The sequence below is a fragment of the Pseudomonas sp. OV546 genome (assembly GCF_900116845.1).
In the GTDB taxonomy this organism is placed as follows: domain Bacteria; phylum Pseudomonadota; class Gammaproteobacteria; order Pseudomonadales; family Pseudomonadaceae; genus Aquipseudomonas; species Aquipseudomonas petroselini.
On record NZ_FPCE01000016.1, the window covers coordinates 107,464 to 124,474 of the forward strand.

The following is a 17,011-nucleotide window of genomic DNA, read 5'->3' on the forward strand; positions in this document are numbered from 1 at the left end:
AATGTGCCCGTAAAGCGTTGCACCGCGCTATGCTCGGCCCCTCCCTCTCTAATGGAAGCCCGATTCATGGCAGGAAGCAGTTTGTTGGTGTTGATCGACGATATCGCCGCGGTACTCGATGACGTTGCCCTGATGACAAAAGTGGCGGCGAAGAAGACCGCCGGCGTGCTCGGCGATGACTTGGCGCTCAATGCCCAGCAGGTCTCCGGGGTGCGCGCAGAGCGGGAAATTCCTGTGGTGTGGGCGGTGGCGAAAGGGTCGTTCGTCAACAAGTTGATCCTGGTGCCGGCCGCTTTGCTGATCAGTGCATTCGCGCCGTGGGCGGTGACGCCGTTGCTGATGCTCGGGGGTGCCTACCTGTGTTTTGAAGGTTTCGAGAAGCTCGCGCATAAATTCCTGCACAGCAAGACCGAAGACCAGGCTGAACGTGCGCAGTTGGTCGAGGCCGTGGCCGACCTGGGCACCGATCTGGTGGCCTTTGAAAAGGACAAGATCAAGGGCGCCATCCGCACCGACTTCATCCTCTCGGCCGAAATCATCGCCATCACCCTCGGCACTGTGGCTGACGCGCCGTTGATGCAGCAGGTGGTCGTGTTATCCGGCATTGCCATTGTCATGACCATCGGTGTCTACGGGCTGGTGGCTGGCATCGTCAAGCTGGATGACCTGGGCCTGTGGCTCACCCAGAAGCCTGGCCAAGTGGCCCGCAGTATCGGCGGCGCGATCCTGCGGGCGGCGCCTTACATGATGAAGAGCCTCTCCGTGATCGGTACAGCGGCGATGTTCCTGGTGGGCGGCGGCATTCTCACCCATGGCGTGCCGGTGGTGCATCACTGGATCGAGACGGTCAGCCAGGGCGCGGGCGGGGCGGCGTGGCTGGTGCCGACGTTGCTGAACGGTGTAGCGGGGATCATTGCCGGCGCGGTGGTGCTGGCGGTGGTCAGCGTGGTCGGCAAGGCGTGGAAAGCGCTGAAGGCCTGATACGGGCGGCAATAAAAAAGGCCATTCAATTGAATGGCCTTTTTTGTGAGCGTTTACTCCGCAATCTGCAACTTGCGTGATTCCGTGTAGATGTACCGCACCTTCTCATACTCGAACGGCGAGTTCATCTGACCATATCGGAAGCTGGTCTGGTAGCGCTTGTCGACCGCGCGCAGGGCCCAGACTTCCGGGTGGTTGGAGCTGACTTCGGCCACGTTGAGGAAGTTGATCTGGGTTTCGGCGGTGTAATCGACCAGCAAACCGCCGGTGTCGCGCAGGTTCGATGGGCCGAAGATCGGCAGCACCAGGTAGGCGCCGCCGGGCACGCCGTAGAAGCCCAGGGTCTGGCCGAAGTCTTCGCTCTGGCGCGGCAGGCCCATGGCGGTGGCTGGGTCCCACAGGCCGGCGATGCCGATAGTGGTGTTGACCAGCAGGCGCCCGGTGGTTTCCAGGGAGCGGTGGCCCTTGAGCTGAAGCAGGCTGTTCAACAGGTTGGGCACATCGCCCAGGTTGTTGAAGAAGTTGCTCACGCCGGTGCGCAGGAAGCTGGGCGTCACATAGGTGTAACCGTTGACCACCGGCAGGAACACCCACTGGTCGAAGCGGTAGTTGAAGTGGTACACGCGACGGTTCCACGATTCCAGTGGGTCGTACACGTTGAGTGCGGTCAGCGACGAACGCTCGAACTCGCGCTGGTCCAGGCCCGGGTTGAACTTGAGCTTGGTCAGCGGTTCCTTGAACCCGTCGGCACCCACGTTGACCGGCTCATGGGCCTTGCTGTTGTCGGCATTGGCCACACCTGCGCACATCAAGGCGGCAAGCAGCAGAAGATATTTAGCCACGGAAGAACTCCAGCATGGCGTCGGCGTTGACGCGGTAATTAAGGTTGCCGCAGTGGCCGCCCAGCGGGTAGACGGTCAAGCGATCGCCGAAGGTTTTACGCAGGAAACCGAGGTCGCCAGGGCCGAGGATTACGTCGTCGGCGTTGTGCATGACGGCGATCTTCGGGTTGGTGTGCAGGTAGTCCTTAAGGGCGTACAGGCTGACCTGGTCGACCAGTTGCAAGAGGCTGCCGCCGTCGGAACGGGCTCGCCACATCGGGATCACCTGTTCGGTGAGGTAGCAATCGAAATCACATTGCAGCGCACGCTTGAGGAACGGCGTGAGGCTGGTGCCTTCGGTGATCGGGTACTTCGGCGGGATGATCAAGCCACGGCGGTTGATCAAGTCCGAGGTAAAGGCGATGTCGGCCGCCGAGAAGCGGAACGAGGTGCCGATCAGCATGGCCATCTGTTCGTTGGTCAGGTGCTGCTTGGATTGCTGGAAGTCGTAGAGCAGGGCGTCATTGAGGTCAATGTAGCCCTTTTGCTGGAAGTAACGGGTCAGCTTGTTCAGCACCAGCTCGTAGAAGGTGGTGGTGTTGTTGATGCCCTTCACTTCGGTTTGAACAAGCTTGTCGAGGTTGGTGATCGAGGTGTAGAGGTTGACCGGCGGGTTCAGCAGCAGCACTTTCTTGAAGTTGAAGCTGCGACGGGTCTCGTCGAGCTTGCTGACAAACGCCGCATCCAGGGCGCCGAGGCTGTAGCCGGTGAGGTAGAAGTCGGTCACCGGCAGCGAGGCGTTCTGCGCCCGCACGGCCTGCATCACGCGGTACATGTCTTCGGCGTCTTCCTGGGTGATCCCCGGAGTCGCGAAGCGCGAGGCGGCGCTGATGAAGTCGAAGCTGGTGGGCGACGACAGTTGCACCACGTGGTAGCCGGCCTGGTAATAGAGCTTTTTCAGGTATTCGTTGATGCTGCTGTCAAATCTTGCCCCGGTGCCCGCGATCAGAAAGATCAGCGGCGCGGCGCGATCCTGCTTGGCGATGCGGTAGGTGAGCTTCTTCACCGCCCAGAAGTTGTCCGGCAGGCTGAACTCGCGCTCGGGGCGCATGTTCAAGGTGTAGTCGGATTGGTTGATCTCGTCATCGTTCGGCAATTTGGGCCGAAGGTCGGGCGGTGTGGTGGCGATAGTCGCTTCAAATGGGTTGGTCAAAGGGTAGCCATAGCTGGCTTGGTCGATATCGACGGCCAGTGCTGACGCACTCAGAAAAAGGCTGCCCAGTAAGGCAGCACAGCGCAAGGAACGGAGCATGACTTAATCCCTAGGAGGAAACGTGCTTAATGAAGTTCGCAGGCTATGACCGCCGTCCTATCGCCGAAGTGCCATCACTCGGCACGAAATGTCGGAAAAAAACGTCGGAATCGGGGTAATAGTAGCCAGACGATACACTTTGACACGTGTAGGTGAACACTAATTGTGTATATGCGCCTTGCTAATGGCCGGCGGGGCATTAAGCTGAGCGCCGTTTTTGCCTATCGGAGTGCCTCATGTCCCGTCGTTTGCCGCTGATTTTGCTGCTTGTTGCACTGCCGCTATGGCTGGCCGCCAGTTACGGTGCGCGCTATGGCTTTATGGAAGATGGCCAGTGGGTCGGCATCTGTGCGGACGAAGCCAGCCGTTGGGAATGCCAGTTGCGTTCGAACCTGGGGTTGATGATCCACTTCAAGGTGCTGGGCTGGGCGGCGCTGATCACGTCGGTGCTGGGGTTTTTCGTGCCGGGTCGTGCCGGGTGGGGTTTGGCGGTGCTGGGGATGGTCTTCGGTTTGCCGGCGCTGGCGTTGTACAACACCACGTTTGCGGTGTTTGCGGTGGTGATTGCGGGGTTGCGGTTGGTCAGGAAGCCCCGCGTCGCCTGGTAGGGCCTCATCGGGGGCAAGCCCCCTCCCACATTTGGAATGCATTCCCCTGTGGGAGGGGGCTTGCCCCCGATAGCGGTTTTAGAGCTTGCGCACCCGCAAGCAGCGCCACAAGGCTGCAACCATGAGCAGGCTAACCATCGCCCAACCCCACGCCTGCTGGTTCAACAACCCTTCACGGTACAACTGCGGCGCAATGCCCGCACCGATGATAAAGGTCAGCAGCGCAATCTCCCGACGCGGTCCGGTCACCGGCCGCACCAGGTACACCAAGGCCGGCACTACCAGCGCCGCCGTCGGGAAGCTGCGATAGCGCGGGTCAAACACCAACGCCAGCATCATCACCGCGCCAGCGAATCCGGCAATCGCCACCAGCCAGCCCGCGCGCTGTTCCAGCCAGTTGAAGGCCCGTGCGCGCCAACCTTCCCGGGCGCTCAGGGCCAGTGCCGCGTGAGCCAGCACCAGCAGGTTCAACACCACCAGCAAGCCTGCCCACACCCATTCATCATTGAAACGCGCGGTAACGCGGGTCAGTTCAGCCCAGGTGCCGATGGCGCATGCGGCAACGGCGCCCAGCAGCGGCAGGGCGATAGCGGCACGCACACTGCGTACACGACCACCCAGCACCAAGGCGCCCAGCAGGATGATCCCGCCCACCCCCAGCCACAGTGGCCAGTAAGGCACATTGGTCACGGGCCCGGCGAGAATGCCCTTGTCCTGGCGGTCGGCATCGAACAGGCCCCAGTAACCGCCCACGGCGCCTTCGCTGGCGCGCTTCCACGGCTGGTCAAAGGCTTCGATCAGGTTGTAACGCCAGCCATTGGCCTCGGCCATGGCCACGAAGCCGCGCATGAACTTGGCTTCGTTGACCCGGCTTGGCACGGCGGTTTCGCGCTGGCGGCCTTCGCTGGGCCAGCCGGTTTCACCGATCAGGATGTCCTTGGGCGCAAACTTGTTGCCAAAGGTCTGGCGCACGTCACCTACGTGCTTGAGGGCCTGGTCGATGCCGGACGGCTCATCTTCCCAGTACGGCAACAGGTGGATCGTGAGGAAGTCCACCGCCGGCGCGATTTCCGGGTGTTGCAGCCAGAATTCCCAGACATCCGCGTACGTCACCGGCTGCTTGATCTGGCTTTTGACGGTGTGGATCAGCGCCACCAGCTGTTTGGCGGTGACTTCCTTGCGCAGCAGCGCTTCGTTGCCGACGATCACTGAGGTCACGACGTCAGGGTTGGCGTTGGCCGCGGCGATCAATTCGTTGACTTCCTTGGCGGTCGCCACCGGGTCGCTGCTGACCCAGGCGCCGGCCATCACCTTAAGGCCATGCTTGCGTGCCATTTCCGGCAAGGCTTCCAGGCCGGTCATGGAGTAGGTGCGAATGCACTCGAAGCGGGTCGCCAGCAGGGCCAGGTCAGCGTCCATGCGCTCCGGACGCAGGGTGAACGGCTGGTCAAACGGCGATTGGTCCTTATCGAACGGCGTGTAGGACGCGCACTGCATCTTGTGCGTTGCGCTGGCGACGTCGGGCAGTACCACCGGCCGGCCGAGGCCATACCAGTAGCCGATCATGGCCAGCAGGCCAAGGATCAAGGCGAAGCAATAGGGGAGGGCAGGGAAGCGGGCGGTCGCGGGCATGGTTGGCTTATCTGGAGGAGCAAAGGCGCGCATCTTACCCGGATTTAGCCCTTCCCAGTGGGGCAGCATAATTTTGACATGCAAAGTTCGGGCGGGATTCTGGCGTCAAATCCTACAAAGCGTCCTACTGGCTATGTGATGTCGTTTCCTGCTTGCACAAGGTCGCTGACAGAGCAGGTCGAAGGTCTCGGCAGGTTGATGATCGAAGCGTCAGTACTCCGCTGACGGCGCACTACCGTGATCGATGCGCGTGAAGGGGGCGCGGTGCACCACATAACAACAGGTTGACGTCGCTCGGCATCCGCCGGGCGCAGCACTTTCGGGGAAGTACGATGAAGATGCGACGACTCTTGGGCGCAGCTGCCACTCTGGTAGTTGCGATGAGCTCCACACTGGCCAGCGCCGACAGCAAAACCCTGAGCATCGGCTATGTGGATGGCTGGTCTGACAGCGTTGCCACCACGCACGTGGCGGCTGAGGTGATCAAGCAAAAGCTCGGTTATGACGTGAAACTGCAAGCGGTTGCCACCGGGATCATGTGGCAGGGTGTCGCCACCGGCAAACTCGATGCCATGCTCTCCGCCTGGCTGCCCGTGACGCACGGTGAGTATTGGGCGAAGAACAAGGACAAGGTGGTCGACTACGGCCCTAACTTCAAGGACGCGAAGATCGGCCTGATCGTGCCGGAGTACGTCAAGGCCAAGTCCATCGAAGACCTCAAGACCGATACCACCTTCAAGAACAAGATCGTCGGCATCGACGCCGGTTCAGGCGTGATGCTCAAGACCGACGAAGCCATCAAGCAATACGGCCTTGATTACAAGCTGCAAGCCAGCTCGGGCGCGGCGATGATCGCCGAGTTGACCCGTGCCGAAGACAAACAGGAATCCATTGCGGTCACCGGTTGGGTGCCACACTGGATGTTCGCCAAATGGAAGCTGCGCTTCCTGGACGATCCAAAAGGGATTTATGGTGCTGCTGAAACCGTCAACAGCATCGGCAGCAAGGGCCTGGAGAAGAAAGCGCCGGAAGTCGCGGCCTTCCTGAAGAAATTCCAGTGGGCCTCCAAGGACGAAATCGGCGAAGTCATGCTCGCTATCCAAGAGGGCGCCAAGCCGGATGCCGCGGCCAAGGATTGGGTGGCCAAGCACCCTGAGCGTGTGGCCGAGTGGATCGGTAAGTAACTCCCCAATGCCTTGATACACCCCTGTGGGAGGGGGCTTGCACCCGATGGCAGTGTTTCAGTCAGCTCATCTGTAGCTGACCCACTGCCATCGGGGGCAAGCCTCCTCCCACATTATTTTCGTGACCCGCAAATCTTTCTTCGCCCTCCCAATCCCTCGCTACACTCCCTCTAATACTAAGGTCGTCTGGAACCTGTTCCGCAGCCGCATACAGTGGATACGTTCCAATAATAAAAAAGCTGTGCTGCGAGGATAAAAACAATGAACGACAGCATTTACCTCTCGATTCAAAACAGCCCGCGTTTCAAGGAGCTGGTGAGAAAAAGGGAACGGTTCGCCTGGATTCTCTCGGCGATCATGCTAGGGCTCTACTCCGGATTCATCCTGTTAATCGCCTACGGGCCACAAGTGCTGGGGGCCAAGATCAGCCCCGGTTCGTCGATTACCTGGGGCATTCCCCTGGGCGTCGGGCTGATTGTGTCTGCGTTTGTCCTGACCGGCATCTATGTGCGTCGGGCTAACGGCGAATTTGACGACCTGAACAATGCGATTCTCAAGGAGGCTGCGCAATGATCCGGCGTCTACTGGCAGTACTCGGCGCTTCGCTTTTTGCTCCAGCCCTTTGGGCGGCGGACGCATTGACCGGTGAAGTACACAAACAACCGCTGAACGTCTCCGCCATCTTGATGTTCGTCGCGTTTGTCGGTGCCACTCTGTGCATCACCTACTGGGCTTCCAAACGTAACAAGTCGGCGGCCGACTACTATGCGGCCGGCGGCAAGATCACCGGCTTCCAGAACGGCCTGGCGATTGCCGGCGACTACATGTCGGCGGCGTCTTTCCTGGGTATTTCCGCGCTGGTGTTTACCTCCGGCTACGACGGCCTGATCTACTCGATCGGCTTCCTGGTGGGCTGGCCGATCATTCTGTTCCTGATCGCAGAGCGCCTGCGTAACCTGGGCAAGTACACCTTTGCCGACGTGGCGTCCTATCGCCTCGGGCAAACCCAGATCCGCAGCCTGTCGGCCTGTGGCTCGCTGGTGGTGGTGGCGTTCTACCTGATCGCGCAGATGGTGGGCGCGGGCAAGTTGATCCAACTGCTGTTCGGCCTGGACTACCACGTAGCGGTGATCCTGGTGGGCATCCTGATGTGCCTGTATGTGCTGTTCGGCGGCATGCTGGCGACCACGTGGGTGCAGATCATCAAGGCCGTGCTGTTGCTGTCCGGTGCCTCGTTCATGGCGCTGATGGTGATGAAGCACGTCAACTTTGACTTCAACATGCTGTTTGCCGAGGCGATCAAGGTTCACCCTAAAGGTGAGGCGATCATGAGCCCTGGCGGTCTGGTGAAAGACCCGATCTCGGCATTCTCCCTGGGCCTGGCACTGATGTTCGGTACCGCCGGCCTGCCGCACATCCTGATGCGCTTCTTTACCGTGAGCGACGCCAAGGAAGCGCGTAAGAGCGTGTTGTATGCAACCGGCTTCATCGGCTACTTCTACATCCTGACCTTTATCATCGGCTTCGGCGCGATCTTGCTGGTCAGCACCAACCCGGCGTTCAAGGATGCGGCAGGCGCCTTGCTGGGCGGTAACAACATGGCGGCGGTGCACCTGGCCAACGCGGTGGGCGGCAGTATCTTCCTGGGCTTCATCTCGGCCGTGGCCTTCGCCACCATCCTGGCAGTGGTTGCCGGTTTGACCCTGGCGGGTGCCTCGGCGGTGTCCCACGACCTGTATGCCAGCGTGATCAAGAAAGGCAAGGCCAACGATAAAGATGAGATTCGCGTGTCGAAGATCACCACCATCGCCCTGGCGGTGCTGGCTATCGGCCTGGGTATCCTGTTCGAAAGCCAGAACATTGCGTTCATGGTCGGTCTGGCGTTCTCCATTGCTGCCAGCTGTAACTTCCCGGTGTTGCTGCTTTCCATGTACTGGAAGAACCTCACCACCCGTGGCGCGATGATCGGCGGCTGGTTGGGCCTGGTCAGTGCCGTTGGCCTGATGGTGCTGGGCCCGACCATCTGGGTCTCGATCCTGCATCACGAAAAAGCCATCTTCCCGTACGAGTACCCGGCGCTGTTCTCGATGATCATTGCGTTCGTCGGCATCTGGTTCTTCTCTATCACCGACAAGTCGGCGGCGGCAGAGAAAGAGCGTGCGCTGTACTTCCCGCAGTTTGTGCGTTCGCAGACTGGCCTGGGGGCGAGCGGGGCGGTTAATCACTAAGGTTGCAGCTGGATAAAGAAATGCCCCGGTCGTAAGGCCGGGGCATTTTTTTACCTGAATATCGGTGAGGGTGGGTCTGTAGTGAGCGGGCTTGCCCCGCGCTGGGTGGCGAAGCCGCCCCATCTCAGGCACTCAGTTCTCCAATTAGAACCGAGGTGCCTGGGTTTGGGGCGGCTTCGCCACCCAGCGCGGGGTAAGCCCGCTCACTACAAGTTGCACAAATGAATAAGGCCTCCAGAGGAGGCCTTATTCGGTACAACTCAAGTGCTTACTTGCGATCTTCCAGCTTGGTGATGTCACGCGACTCGTAGCCGGTGTACAGCTGGCGCGGGCGGCCAATCTTGTACGGGCTGGAGAGCATTTCTTTCCAGTGGGAGATCCAGCCCACGGTCCGCGCCAGGGCGAAGATCACGGTGAACATGCTGGTTGGAATGCCGATCGCCTTGAGGATGATCCCCGAGTAGAAGTCGACGTTCGGGTACAGCGAGCGTTCGATGAAGTACGGGTCGGTCAGGGCGATCTCTTCCAGGCGCATGGCCAGTTCGAGTTGCGGATCGTTCTTGATCCCCAGTTCCTTCAACACTTCGTCGCAGGTCTGCTTCATCACGGTGGCGCGTGGGTCGCGGTTCTTGTAGACCCGGTGACCGAAGCCCATCAACTTGAACGGATCGTTCTTGTCCTTGGCCTTGGCGATGAATTTGTCGATGTTCGACACATCGCCGATTTCATCGAGCATGGTCAATACGGCTTCGTTCGCACCGCCGTGGGCAGGGCCCCAGAGTGCGGCGATACCGGCGGCGATACAGGCGAACGGGTTGGCACCCGAAGAGCCGGCCAGGCGCACGGTGGACGTGGAGGCGTTCTGCTCGTGGTCGGCGTGGAGGATGAAGATCCGGTCCATTGCCTTGGCCAGCACCGGGCTGATCGGTTTGATCTCGCACGGGGTGTTGAACATCATGTGCAGGAAGTTTTCCGCGTACGTCAGGTCGTTGCGCGGGTACATCATGGGTTGGCCCATGGAGTACTTGTAAACCATTGCGGCCAGGGTCGGCATCTTGGCAACCAGGCGGATCGCGGAAATTTCGCGATGCTGCGGGTTGTTGATGTCGAGGGAGTCGTGATAGAAGGCCGACAGGGCGCCAACCACGCCGCACATGACGGCCATTGGGTGGGCGTCGCGACGGAAGCCGTTGAAGAAGGTCTTCAATTGCTCGTGAACCATGGTGTGGTTCTTGACGGTGCTGACGAACTGGGCCTTCTGCTCGGCTGTTGGCAATTCGCCATTTAGCAGCAGGTAGCAGGTTTCCAGGTAGTCCGACTGTTCGGCGAGTTGCTCGATCGGGTAGCCGCGGTGAAGCAGAATGCCATTGTCGCCATCGATATAGGTGATCTTCGACTCGCAAGAGGCGGTCGACATGAAGCCTGGGTCGAAAGTGAAACGGCCCGTGGCCGTCAGGCCCCGTACGTCGATAACATCGGGACCAACGGTGCCGGTTAAAATGGGCAGCTCGACGGGGGCTGCGCCCTCGATGATCAACTGCGCTTTTTTGTCAGCCATGTGGCCTCCTATTTATGCTTCAAATCATCAGACAGACCCCCCACGCAGGGCCCGCACCACTATAGTGAGATAAATTCAGATGTCAATTTGCCTAAAGTCTTGCCCCAGAAGGCTTTAACCGTACTTTTTCCTCGAAATTGAGCGCCATTTACGCCTTTTATCCCGCCAGCGCAATCAGCTATTAGGGTGAGGAGTGCGCGTTGTCATTAGTAACCTAACTGTCTATACTCGGCCACCGACCGCCAAGGGCTTTTGGGCTTGCTTTCATTGGGGGTCGCACTCCCTGGGTGGTGCTTACCTGACCAGTCGCACTCCCCAACAACTTTGCCCTGATTGTTAGGGGCTCTTCAGTGTGAAAAAAAGCCGTGAATAGCCAACGACCTGTAAACCTAGACCTAAGGACCATCAAACTCCCCATCACCGGCGTTACGTCGTTCCTGCACCGTGTTTCCGGCATCATCCTGTTCCTGGGCTTGGGCATCATGCTTTATGCATTGAGCAAATCCCTGGGTTCCGAGGAAGGATACGCCGAGGTGAAGGCATGCTTGACCAGCCCGCTGGCCAAGTTCGTAGCATGGGGCCTCCTGTCTTCTCTTCTGTATCACCTGGTAGCCGGTGTGCGCCATTTGATCATGGACATGGGCATCGGTGAGACGCTGGAAGGCGGCCGCCTGGGCTCGAAAATCATCATCGCCATTTCCGTGGTGCTGATCGTTCTGGCAGGAGTTTGGATATGGTAACCAGCGTTACGAACCTTTCGCGTTCGGGCCTCTATGACTGGATGGCACAGCGTGTGTCTGCGGTCGTTCTCGCGGCTTATTTCATTTTCCTGATCGGATACCTCGTCGCAAACCCGGGCATCGGCTATGAGCAATGGCACGGCCTGTTTTCCCACAATGCGATGCGAATCTTCAGTCTGCTGGCCCTTGTTGCCCTGGGCGCACACGCCTGGGTTGGCATGTGGACCATTGCGACCGACTACCTGACGCCGATGGCGCTGGGCAAGTCCGCGACTGCAGTACGTTTTCTCTTCCAGGCAGTCTGCGGCGTCGCGATGTTCGCTTACTTCGTCTGGGGTGTGCAGATTCTTTGGGGTATCTGATTCATGGCTAACATTCCAACTATTTCATTCGACGCCATCATTATTGGTGGCGGCGGTGCTGGCATGCGCGCTGCGCTGCAGCTGGCCCAGGGCGGTCACAAGACCGCCGTGATCACCAAGGTGTTCCCGACCCGTTCCCACACCGTATCGGCCCAGGGTGGCATCACCTGCGCCATCGCCTCCGCCGACCCGAACGATGACTGGCGCTGGCACATGTACGATACCGTCAAGGGTTCCGACTACATCGGTGACCAGGACGCTATCGAATACATGTGTCAGGAAGGCCCGGCCGCGGTGTTCGAGCTGGACCACATGGGTCTGCCGTTCTCCCGTACCGAACAAGGCCGTATCTACCAGCGTCCATTCGGCGGCCAGTCGAAGGATTACGGCAAAGGCGGGCAGGCTGCCCGTACCTGCGCCGCGTCCGACCGTACCGGTCACGCGCTGTTGCACACCCTTTATCAGGGCAACCTGAAAGCCGGTACCACGTTCCTGAACGAGTACTACGCTGTTGACCTGGTGAAGAACGCACAAGGCGAGTTCGTCGGTGTGATCGCCATCTGCATCGAAACCGGTGAAACCACCTACATCCGCGCCAAGGCTACCGTGCTGGCGACGGGCGGTGCAGGCCGTATCTACGCGTCCACCACCAATGCCCTGATCAACACCGGTGACGGCGTCGGCATGGCACTGCGTGCAGGCGTGCCGGTACAAGATATCGAAATGTGGCAGTTCCACCCGACCGGCATCGCCGGCGCCGGTGTACTGGTGACCGAAGGTTGCCGTGGTGAAGGTGGTTACCTGATCAACAAGCACGGCGAGCGTTTCATGGAGCGTTATGCTCCGAACGCCAAGGACCTTGCCGGTCGTGACGTTGTGGCCCGTTCGATGGTTAAGGAAATCATCGCTGGCAACGGCTGTGGCCCGAATGGCGATCACGTACTGCTGAAGCTCGATCACCTCGGCGAAGAAGTGCTGCACAGCCGTCTGCCGGGTATCTGCGAACTGTCCAAGACCTTCGCACACGTTGACCCGGTGGTTGCTCCGGTTCCGGTTGTTCCAACTTGCCACTATATGATGGGCGGCGTGCCGACCAACATCCATGGCCAGGCGATCACCCAGAACGCCGACGGCGTGGACGAGATCATTCATGGTCTGTTCGCGGTAGGCGAAGTGGCTTGCGTATCGGTACACGGCGCCAACCGCCTGGGCGGCAACTCGCTGCTCGACCTGGTGGTCTTCGGCCGCGCGGCCGGCCTGCACCTGGAAAAAGCGCTGACCGACGGCATCGAATACGATGACGCAACCGACGCCAACATCGAAGCTGCCCTGGCGCGCCTGAACGCTCTGAACGAGCGCACCGATGGCGAAGACGTGGCAACCCTGCGTCGCGAGCTGCAAAGCTGCATGCAGAACTACTTCGGTGTGTTCCGTACCGGCGAATACATGCAGAAGGGCATCGCCCAGCTGGCTGACCTGCGCACGCGCATCGCCAACGTCAAGATCAACGATAAGAGCCAGGCGTTCAACACGGCTCGTATCGAGGCCCTTGAGCTGCAAAACCTGCTGGAAGTGGCCGAAGCGACCGCGATCGCCGCCGAGGTTCGTAAAGAATCCCGTGGTGCCCACGCTCGTGAAGACTTTGAAGACCGCGACGACGAAAACTGGTTGTGCCACACCCTGTACTTCCCGGGTGACAAGCGCGTGACCAAGCGTGCCGTGAACTTCTCGCCGAAGACGGTTCCGACGTTTGAACCGAAGATTCGGACTTACTAAGGGTGGCTGCCATGTTGAAAGTCAGTGTTTATCGCTACAACCCTGATCAGGACGCTGCGCCGTTCATGCAGGAGTTCCAGGTCGATACCGGTGGTAAAGACCTGATGGTGCTGGATGTATTGGCACTGATCAAAGAGCAGGACGAAGGTTTCTCCTATCGTCGCTCTTGCCGTGAAGGTGTGTGCGGTTCCGACGGCATGAACATCAACGGCAAAAACGGCCTGGCGTGCATCACGCCGCTGTCCGCCGTGGTTAAAGGCAACAAGCTGATCGTTCGTCCTCTGCCAGGTTTGCCGGTTATCCGTGACCTGGTCGTCGATATGAGCATCTTCTACAAGCAATACGAGAAAGTTAAGCCGTTCCTGCAGAACGACACGCCGGCCCCGGCCATCGAGCGTCTGCAGTCCCCGGAAGAGCGCGAGAAGCTCGACGGTCTGTACGAGTGCATCCTGTGCGCTTGCTGCTCGACTTCGTGCCCGTCCTTCTGGTGGAACCCGGACAAGTTCCTGGGCCCAGCTGCCCTGCTGCAAGCGTACCGCTTCCTGGCAGACAGCCGTGACACCAAGACGTCCGAGCGTCTGGCTTCGCTGGATGACCCGTTCAGCGTATTCCGCTGCCGCGGGATCATGAACTGCGTCAACGTATGTCCCAAAGGCCTGAACCCGACTAAGGCCATTGGTCACATTCGTAATATGCTGCTGCAGAGCGGCGTGTAACTGACGTTGTAACAAGGCAGGACCGTTGTGCCCGTAAATGCTACGGCGCAGGCTTCAACCGGCGCCGTAGTTTTAACTTGAGCAGCGACTTACAAAGCCGCGGCTCTTATTTTGAAGAAATGAGACAAGCAGGGGCATTCGGGTTGGTACCCGAACTATCAGCGTGATCCTAAGTGGCTTGTTTTGGTCGCTGCACTTGGCCTTTTGCAAGCAAACTCGGTGTTTTCGCCGGTGGTGTCCCCAAATCGAGGGTGACCAAGCATGCAAGAAAGCGTGATGCAGCGCATGTGGAACAGCGGCTATCTTTCAGGTGGTAACGCTGCCTATGTGGAAGAGCTTTATGAGCTCTACCTGCACGACCCTAACGCTGTGCCAGAAGAATGGCGCACCAAATTTCAGACGTTGTCTTCAGACGGCAACGCTGCCACCGATGTATCGCATGCAACGATTCGCGATCAATTCGTGCTGCTGGCAAAGAACCAGCGCCGCGCTCAACCGGTTTCCGCCGGCAGCGTGAGCAGTGAGCACGAGAAGAAGCAAGTTGAAGTACTGCGACTGATCCAGGCCTATCGGATGCGTGGCCACCAGGCGGCCCAGCTTGACCCGCTGGGGCTCTGGCAGCGTCCTGCACCTGCTGACCTGTCGATCAATCATTACGGCTTGACCAATGCCGATCTTGATACGACCTTCCGTGCCGGCGACCTGTTCATCGGCAAAGAGGAAGCGAGCCTACGCGAAATTCACGAAGCGTTGCAGCAGACATATTGCCGCACCATTGGCGCTGAGTTCACGCACATCACCGATTCCGAGCAACGTCACTGGTTCCAGCATCGCCTGGAAGGTGTGCGTGGCCGTCCGGTGTTGTCCGCCGACGTACGCAGCCACCTGCTCGAGCGCGTTACCGCTGCCGAAGGCCTGGAAAAATACCTGGGCACCAAATACCCGGGCACCAAGCGTTTCGGCCTGGAAGGCGGCGAAAGCCTGATCCCGATGCTCGACGAGCTGATCCAGCGTTCCGGTTCCTACGGTACCAAGGAAGTCGTGATCGGCATGGCCCACCGTGGTCGCCTGAACGTGTTGGTCAACACCTTCGGCAAGAACCCGCGTGAGCTGTTCGACGAGTTCGAAGGTAAGAAGAAGGTCGAGCTGGGTTCCGGTGACGTTAAATACCACCAGGGCTTCTCGTCCAACGTGATGACCACCGGCGGTGAAGTTCACCTGGCCATGGCCTTCAACCCATCCCACCTGGAAATCGTTTCTCCAGTGGTCGAGGGTTCGGTGCGGGCTCGCCAGGATCGTCGTAACGACACCACCGGTGAGAAGGTCTTGCCGATTTCCATCCACGGCGACGCGGCATTTGCCGGTCAAGGCGTGGTCCTGGAAACCTTCCAGATGTCGCAGACCCGCGGCTTCAAGACCGGCGGTACGGTTCACATCGTCATCAACAACCAGGTTGGCTTCACCATCAGCAACCCGCTGGATGCGCGCTCCACCGAGTACGCCACCGACGTTGCCAAGATGATCCAGGCACCGATCCTCCATGTGAATGGCGATGATCCGGAAGCCGTGCTGTTCGTGACCCAGCTCGCCATCGACTATCGCATGCAGTTCAAGCGTGACGTGGTGATCGACCTGGTTTGCTACCGCCGTCGCGGTCACAACGAAGCGGACGAGCCAAGCGGCACCCAACCGTTGATGTACCAGCAGATCAGCAAGCAGCGCACCACCCGTGAGCTGTACGCCGAAAGCCTGACCAAGGCCGGTGTACTGGATGACGCGCGTGTTCAGGCGAAAATCGATGAATACCGCAACGCGCTGGACAATGGCCTGCATGTTGTAAAAAGCCTGGTTAAAGAGCCGAACAAAGAGTTGTTCGTGGACTGGCGTCCGTACCTGGGCCACGCCTGGACTGCGCGTCACGATACGTCGTTCGATCTGAAGACCTTGCAGGAATTGTCCGCCAAACTGCTGGAAATTCCGGACGGTTTCGTGGTGCAGCGTCAGGTCTCGAAGATCTACGAAGACCGTCAGAAGATGCAAGCCGGCGGCCTGCCGATCAACTGGGGTTACGCCGAAACCATGGCGTACGCGACCCTGGCGTTCGAAGGTCACCCGATCCGCATGACCGGCCAGGACATCGGCCGTGGTACGTTCTCGCACCGTCATGCGGTGTTGCACAACCAGAAAGACGCGGGCACCTACATCCCGTTGCAGAACCTGTACGAAGGCCAGCCACGTTTCGACCTGTACGATTCGTTCCTGTCCGAAGAAGCCGTTCTGGCGTTCGAATACGGTTACTCGACCACCACGCCTCAGGCGCTGGTGATCTGGGAAGCCCAGTTCGGCGACTTTGCTAACGGTGCACAGGTGGTTATCGACCAGTTCATCACCAGCGGCGAGCACAAATGGGGTCGCCTGTGCGGTCTGACCATGCTGCTGCCACACGGTTATGAAGGTCAGGGTCCTGAGCACTCCTCGGCCCGTCTGGAGCGTTACCTGCAGCTGTGCGCCGAGCACAACATCCAGGTGTGCGTGCCGACTACCCCGGCCCAGATCTACCACTTGCTGCGTCGCCAGGTGATCCGCCCGCTGCGCAAGCCGCTGGTTGTGCTGACACCGAAGTCGCTGCTGCGTCATAAATTGGCCATCTCGACCCTGGAAGATCTGGCTGATGGTTCGTTCCAGACCGTTATTCCAGAAATCGACACGCTGGACGCGGCCAAGGTGACTCGCCTGGTCCTGTGCAGCGGCAAGGTCTACTACGACTTGCTGGAAAAACGCCGTGCCGAAGGCCGCGAAGACATCGCTATCGTGCGTATCGAGCAGCTTTACCCGTTCCCGGAAGACGACCTGATGGAGGCCATCGCGCCTTACACCAACCTCACTCACGTGGTGTGGTGCCAGGAAGAGCCGATGAACCAGGGCGCGTGGTACAGCAGCCAGCATCACCTGCGTCGCAGCATCGGCAACCATAACAAGGCCCTGGGCCTGGAATATGCCGGCCGTGATGCTTCCGCTGCACCTGCGTGTGGTTATGCGTCGATGCACGCCGAGCAGCAGGAAAAACTGCTGCAAGATGCTTTCACTGTTTAA

At 59.5% G+C, this 17,011-nt stretch carries 14 protein-coding genes; 10 read left to right on the plus strand and 4 right to left on the minus strand.

Going from position 1 to position 17,011, the window contains the following annotated elements:
• Window positions 1-66 precede the first annotated feature (66 nt).
• Complete coding sequence (locus tag BM403_RS27545; protein ID WP_093546145.1) at window positions 67-981, plus strand: DUF808 domain-containing protein; 915 nt, start codon at window positions 67-69, stop codon at window positions 979-981.
• Between the two features lie 53 nt (window positions 982-1,034).
• Here BM403_RS27545 and BM403_RS27550 read toward each other — a convergent pair whose 3' ends face one another.
• Complete coding sequence (locus tag BM403_RS27550; protein ID WP_012723080.1) at window positions 1,035-1,823, minus strand: MlaA family lipoprotein; 789 nt, start codon at window positions 1,821-1,823, stop codon at window positions 1,035-1,037.
• A complete protein-coding gene (locus BM403_RS27555; protein WP_046033851.1) occupies window positions 1,816-3,114 on the minus strand; it encodes a serine/threonine protein kinase in 1,299 nt (432 codons plus the stop codon). The genes BM403_RS27550 and BM403_RS27555 overlap by 8 nt, the downstream gene beginning before the upstream one ends.
• Window positions 3,115-3,350: 236 nt before the next feature.
• Between BM403_RS27555 and BM403_RS27560 the strand changes: the two genes are divergently transcribed.
• The gene (locus BM403_RS27560) at window positions 3,351-3,722 is read left to right on the plus strand and encodes a hypothetical protein (RefSeq protein WP_093546148.1); all 372 of its coding nucleotides are present in this window, start codon (window positions 3,351-3,353) and stop codon (window positions 3,720-3,722) included.
• Window positions 3,723-3,800: 78 nt separating this feature from the next.
• Here the strand turns inward: BM403_RS27560 and BM403_RS27565 are convergent, their stop codons facing one another.
• A complete protein-coding gene (locus BM403_RS27565; RefSeq protein WP_093546151.1) occupies window positions 3,801-5,354 on the minus strand; it encodes a glycoside hydrolase family 17 protein in 1,554 nt (517 codons plus the stop codon).
• Window positions 5,355-5,686: 332 nt separating this feature from the next.
• Here BM403_RS27565 and BM403_RS27570 point away from each other — a divergent pair, with 332 nt between their 5' ends.
• From BM403_RS27570 to BM403_RS27580, 3 genes are all read left to right on the plus strand, one after another.
• Window positions 5,687-6,538, plus strand: coding sequence for a glycine betaine ABC transporter substrate-binding protein (locus BM403_RS27570; protein WP_012723084.1), 852 nt, complete (start codon window positions 5,687-5,689; stop codon window positions 6,536-6,538).
• Window positions 6,539-6,799: 261 nt separating this feature from the next.
• Window positions 6,800-7,111, plus strand: a complete 312-nt coding sequence (locus BM403_RS27575; protein WP_012723085.1) for a DUF485 domain-containing protein — start codon at window positions 6,800-6,802, stop codon at window positions 7,109-7,111.
• On the plus strand, window positions 7,108-8,766 hold the full coding sequence (locus BM403_RS27580; RefSeq protein ID WP_012723086.1) for a cation acetate symporter: 1,659 nt from the start codon (window positions 7,108-7,110) through the stop codon (window positions 8,764-8,766). Before BM403_RS27575 ends, BM403_RS27580 begins: the two co-directional genes overlap by 4 nt.
• Window positions 8,767-9,034: 268 nt before the next feature.
• On the opposite strand, the gene gltA is transcribed toward BM403_RS27580, so the two are convergent.
• On the minus strand, window positions 9,035-10,324 hold the full coding sequence (gene gltA, locus BM403_RS27585; protein ID WP_012723087.1) for a citrate synthase: 1,290 nt from the start codon (window positions 10,322-10,324) through the stop codon (window positions 9,035-9,037).
• 365 nt (window positions 10,325-10,689) lie between these two features.
• On the opposite strand from gltA, the gene sdhC reads away from it, so the two are divergent.
• The 5 genes from sdhC (at window position 10,690) to BM403_RS27610 (ending at window position 17,011) form a co-directional block, all read left to right on the plus strand.
• Window positions 10,690-11,064, plus strand: coding sequence for a succinate dehydrogenase, cytochrome b556 subunit (gene sdhC / locus BM403_RS27590; RefSeq protein WP_003190005.1), 375 nt, complete (start codon window positions 10,690-10,692; stop codon window positions 11,062-11,064).
• Window positions 11,058-11,426 carry a succinate dehydrogenase, hydrophobic membrane anchor protein gene (sdhD, locus tag BM403_RS27595; protein ID WP_003172805.1) on the plus strand — a complete coding sequence of 123 codons (369 nt, stop codon included), beginning with the start codon at window positions 11,058-11,060 and terminating at the stop codon, window positions 11,424-11,426. The genes sdhC and sdhD overlap by 7 nt, the downstream gene beginning before the upstream one ends.
• A gap of 3 nt (window positions 11,427-11,429) precedes the next feature.
• Window positions 11,430-13,202, plus strand: a complete 1,773-nt coding sequence (gene sdhA, locus BM403_RS27600; RefSeq protein WP_012723088.1) for a succinate dehydrogenase flavoprotein subunit — start codon at window positions 11,430-11,432, stop codon at window positions 13,200-13,202.
• A gap of 11 nt (window positions 13,203-13,213) precedes the next feature.
• Window positions 13,214-13,918, plus strand: a complete 705-nt coding sequence (locus tag BM403_RS27605) for a succinate dehydrogenase iron-sulfur subunit (RefSeq protein WP_003172807.1) — start codon at window positions 13,214-13,216, stop codon at window positions 13,916-13,918.
• A 261-nt stretch (window positions 13,919-14,179) separates the two neighbouring features.
• Window positions 14,180-17,011, plus strand: a complete 2,832-nt coding sequence (locus BM403_RS27610) for a 2-oxoglutarate dehydrogenase E1 component (RefSeq protein WP_012723089.1) — start codon at window positions 14,180-14,182, stop codon at window positions 17,009-17,011.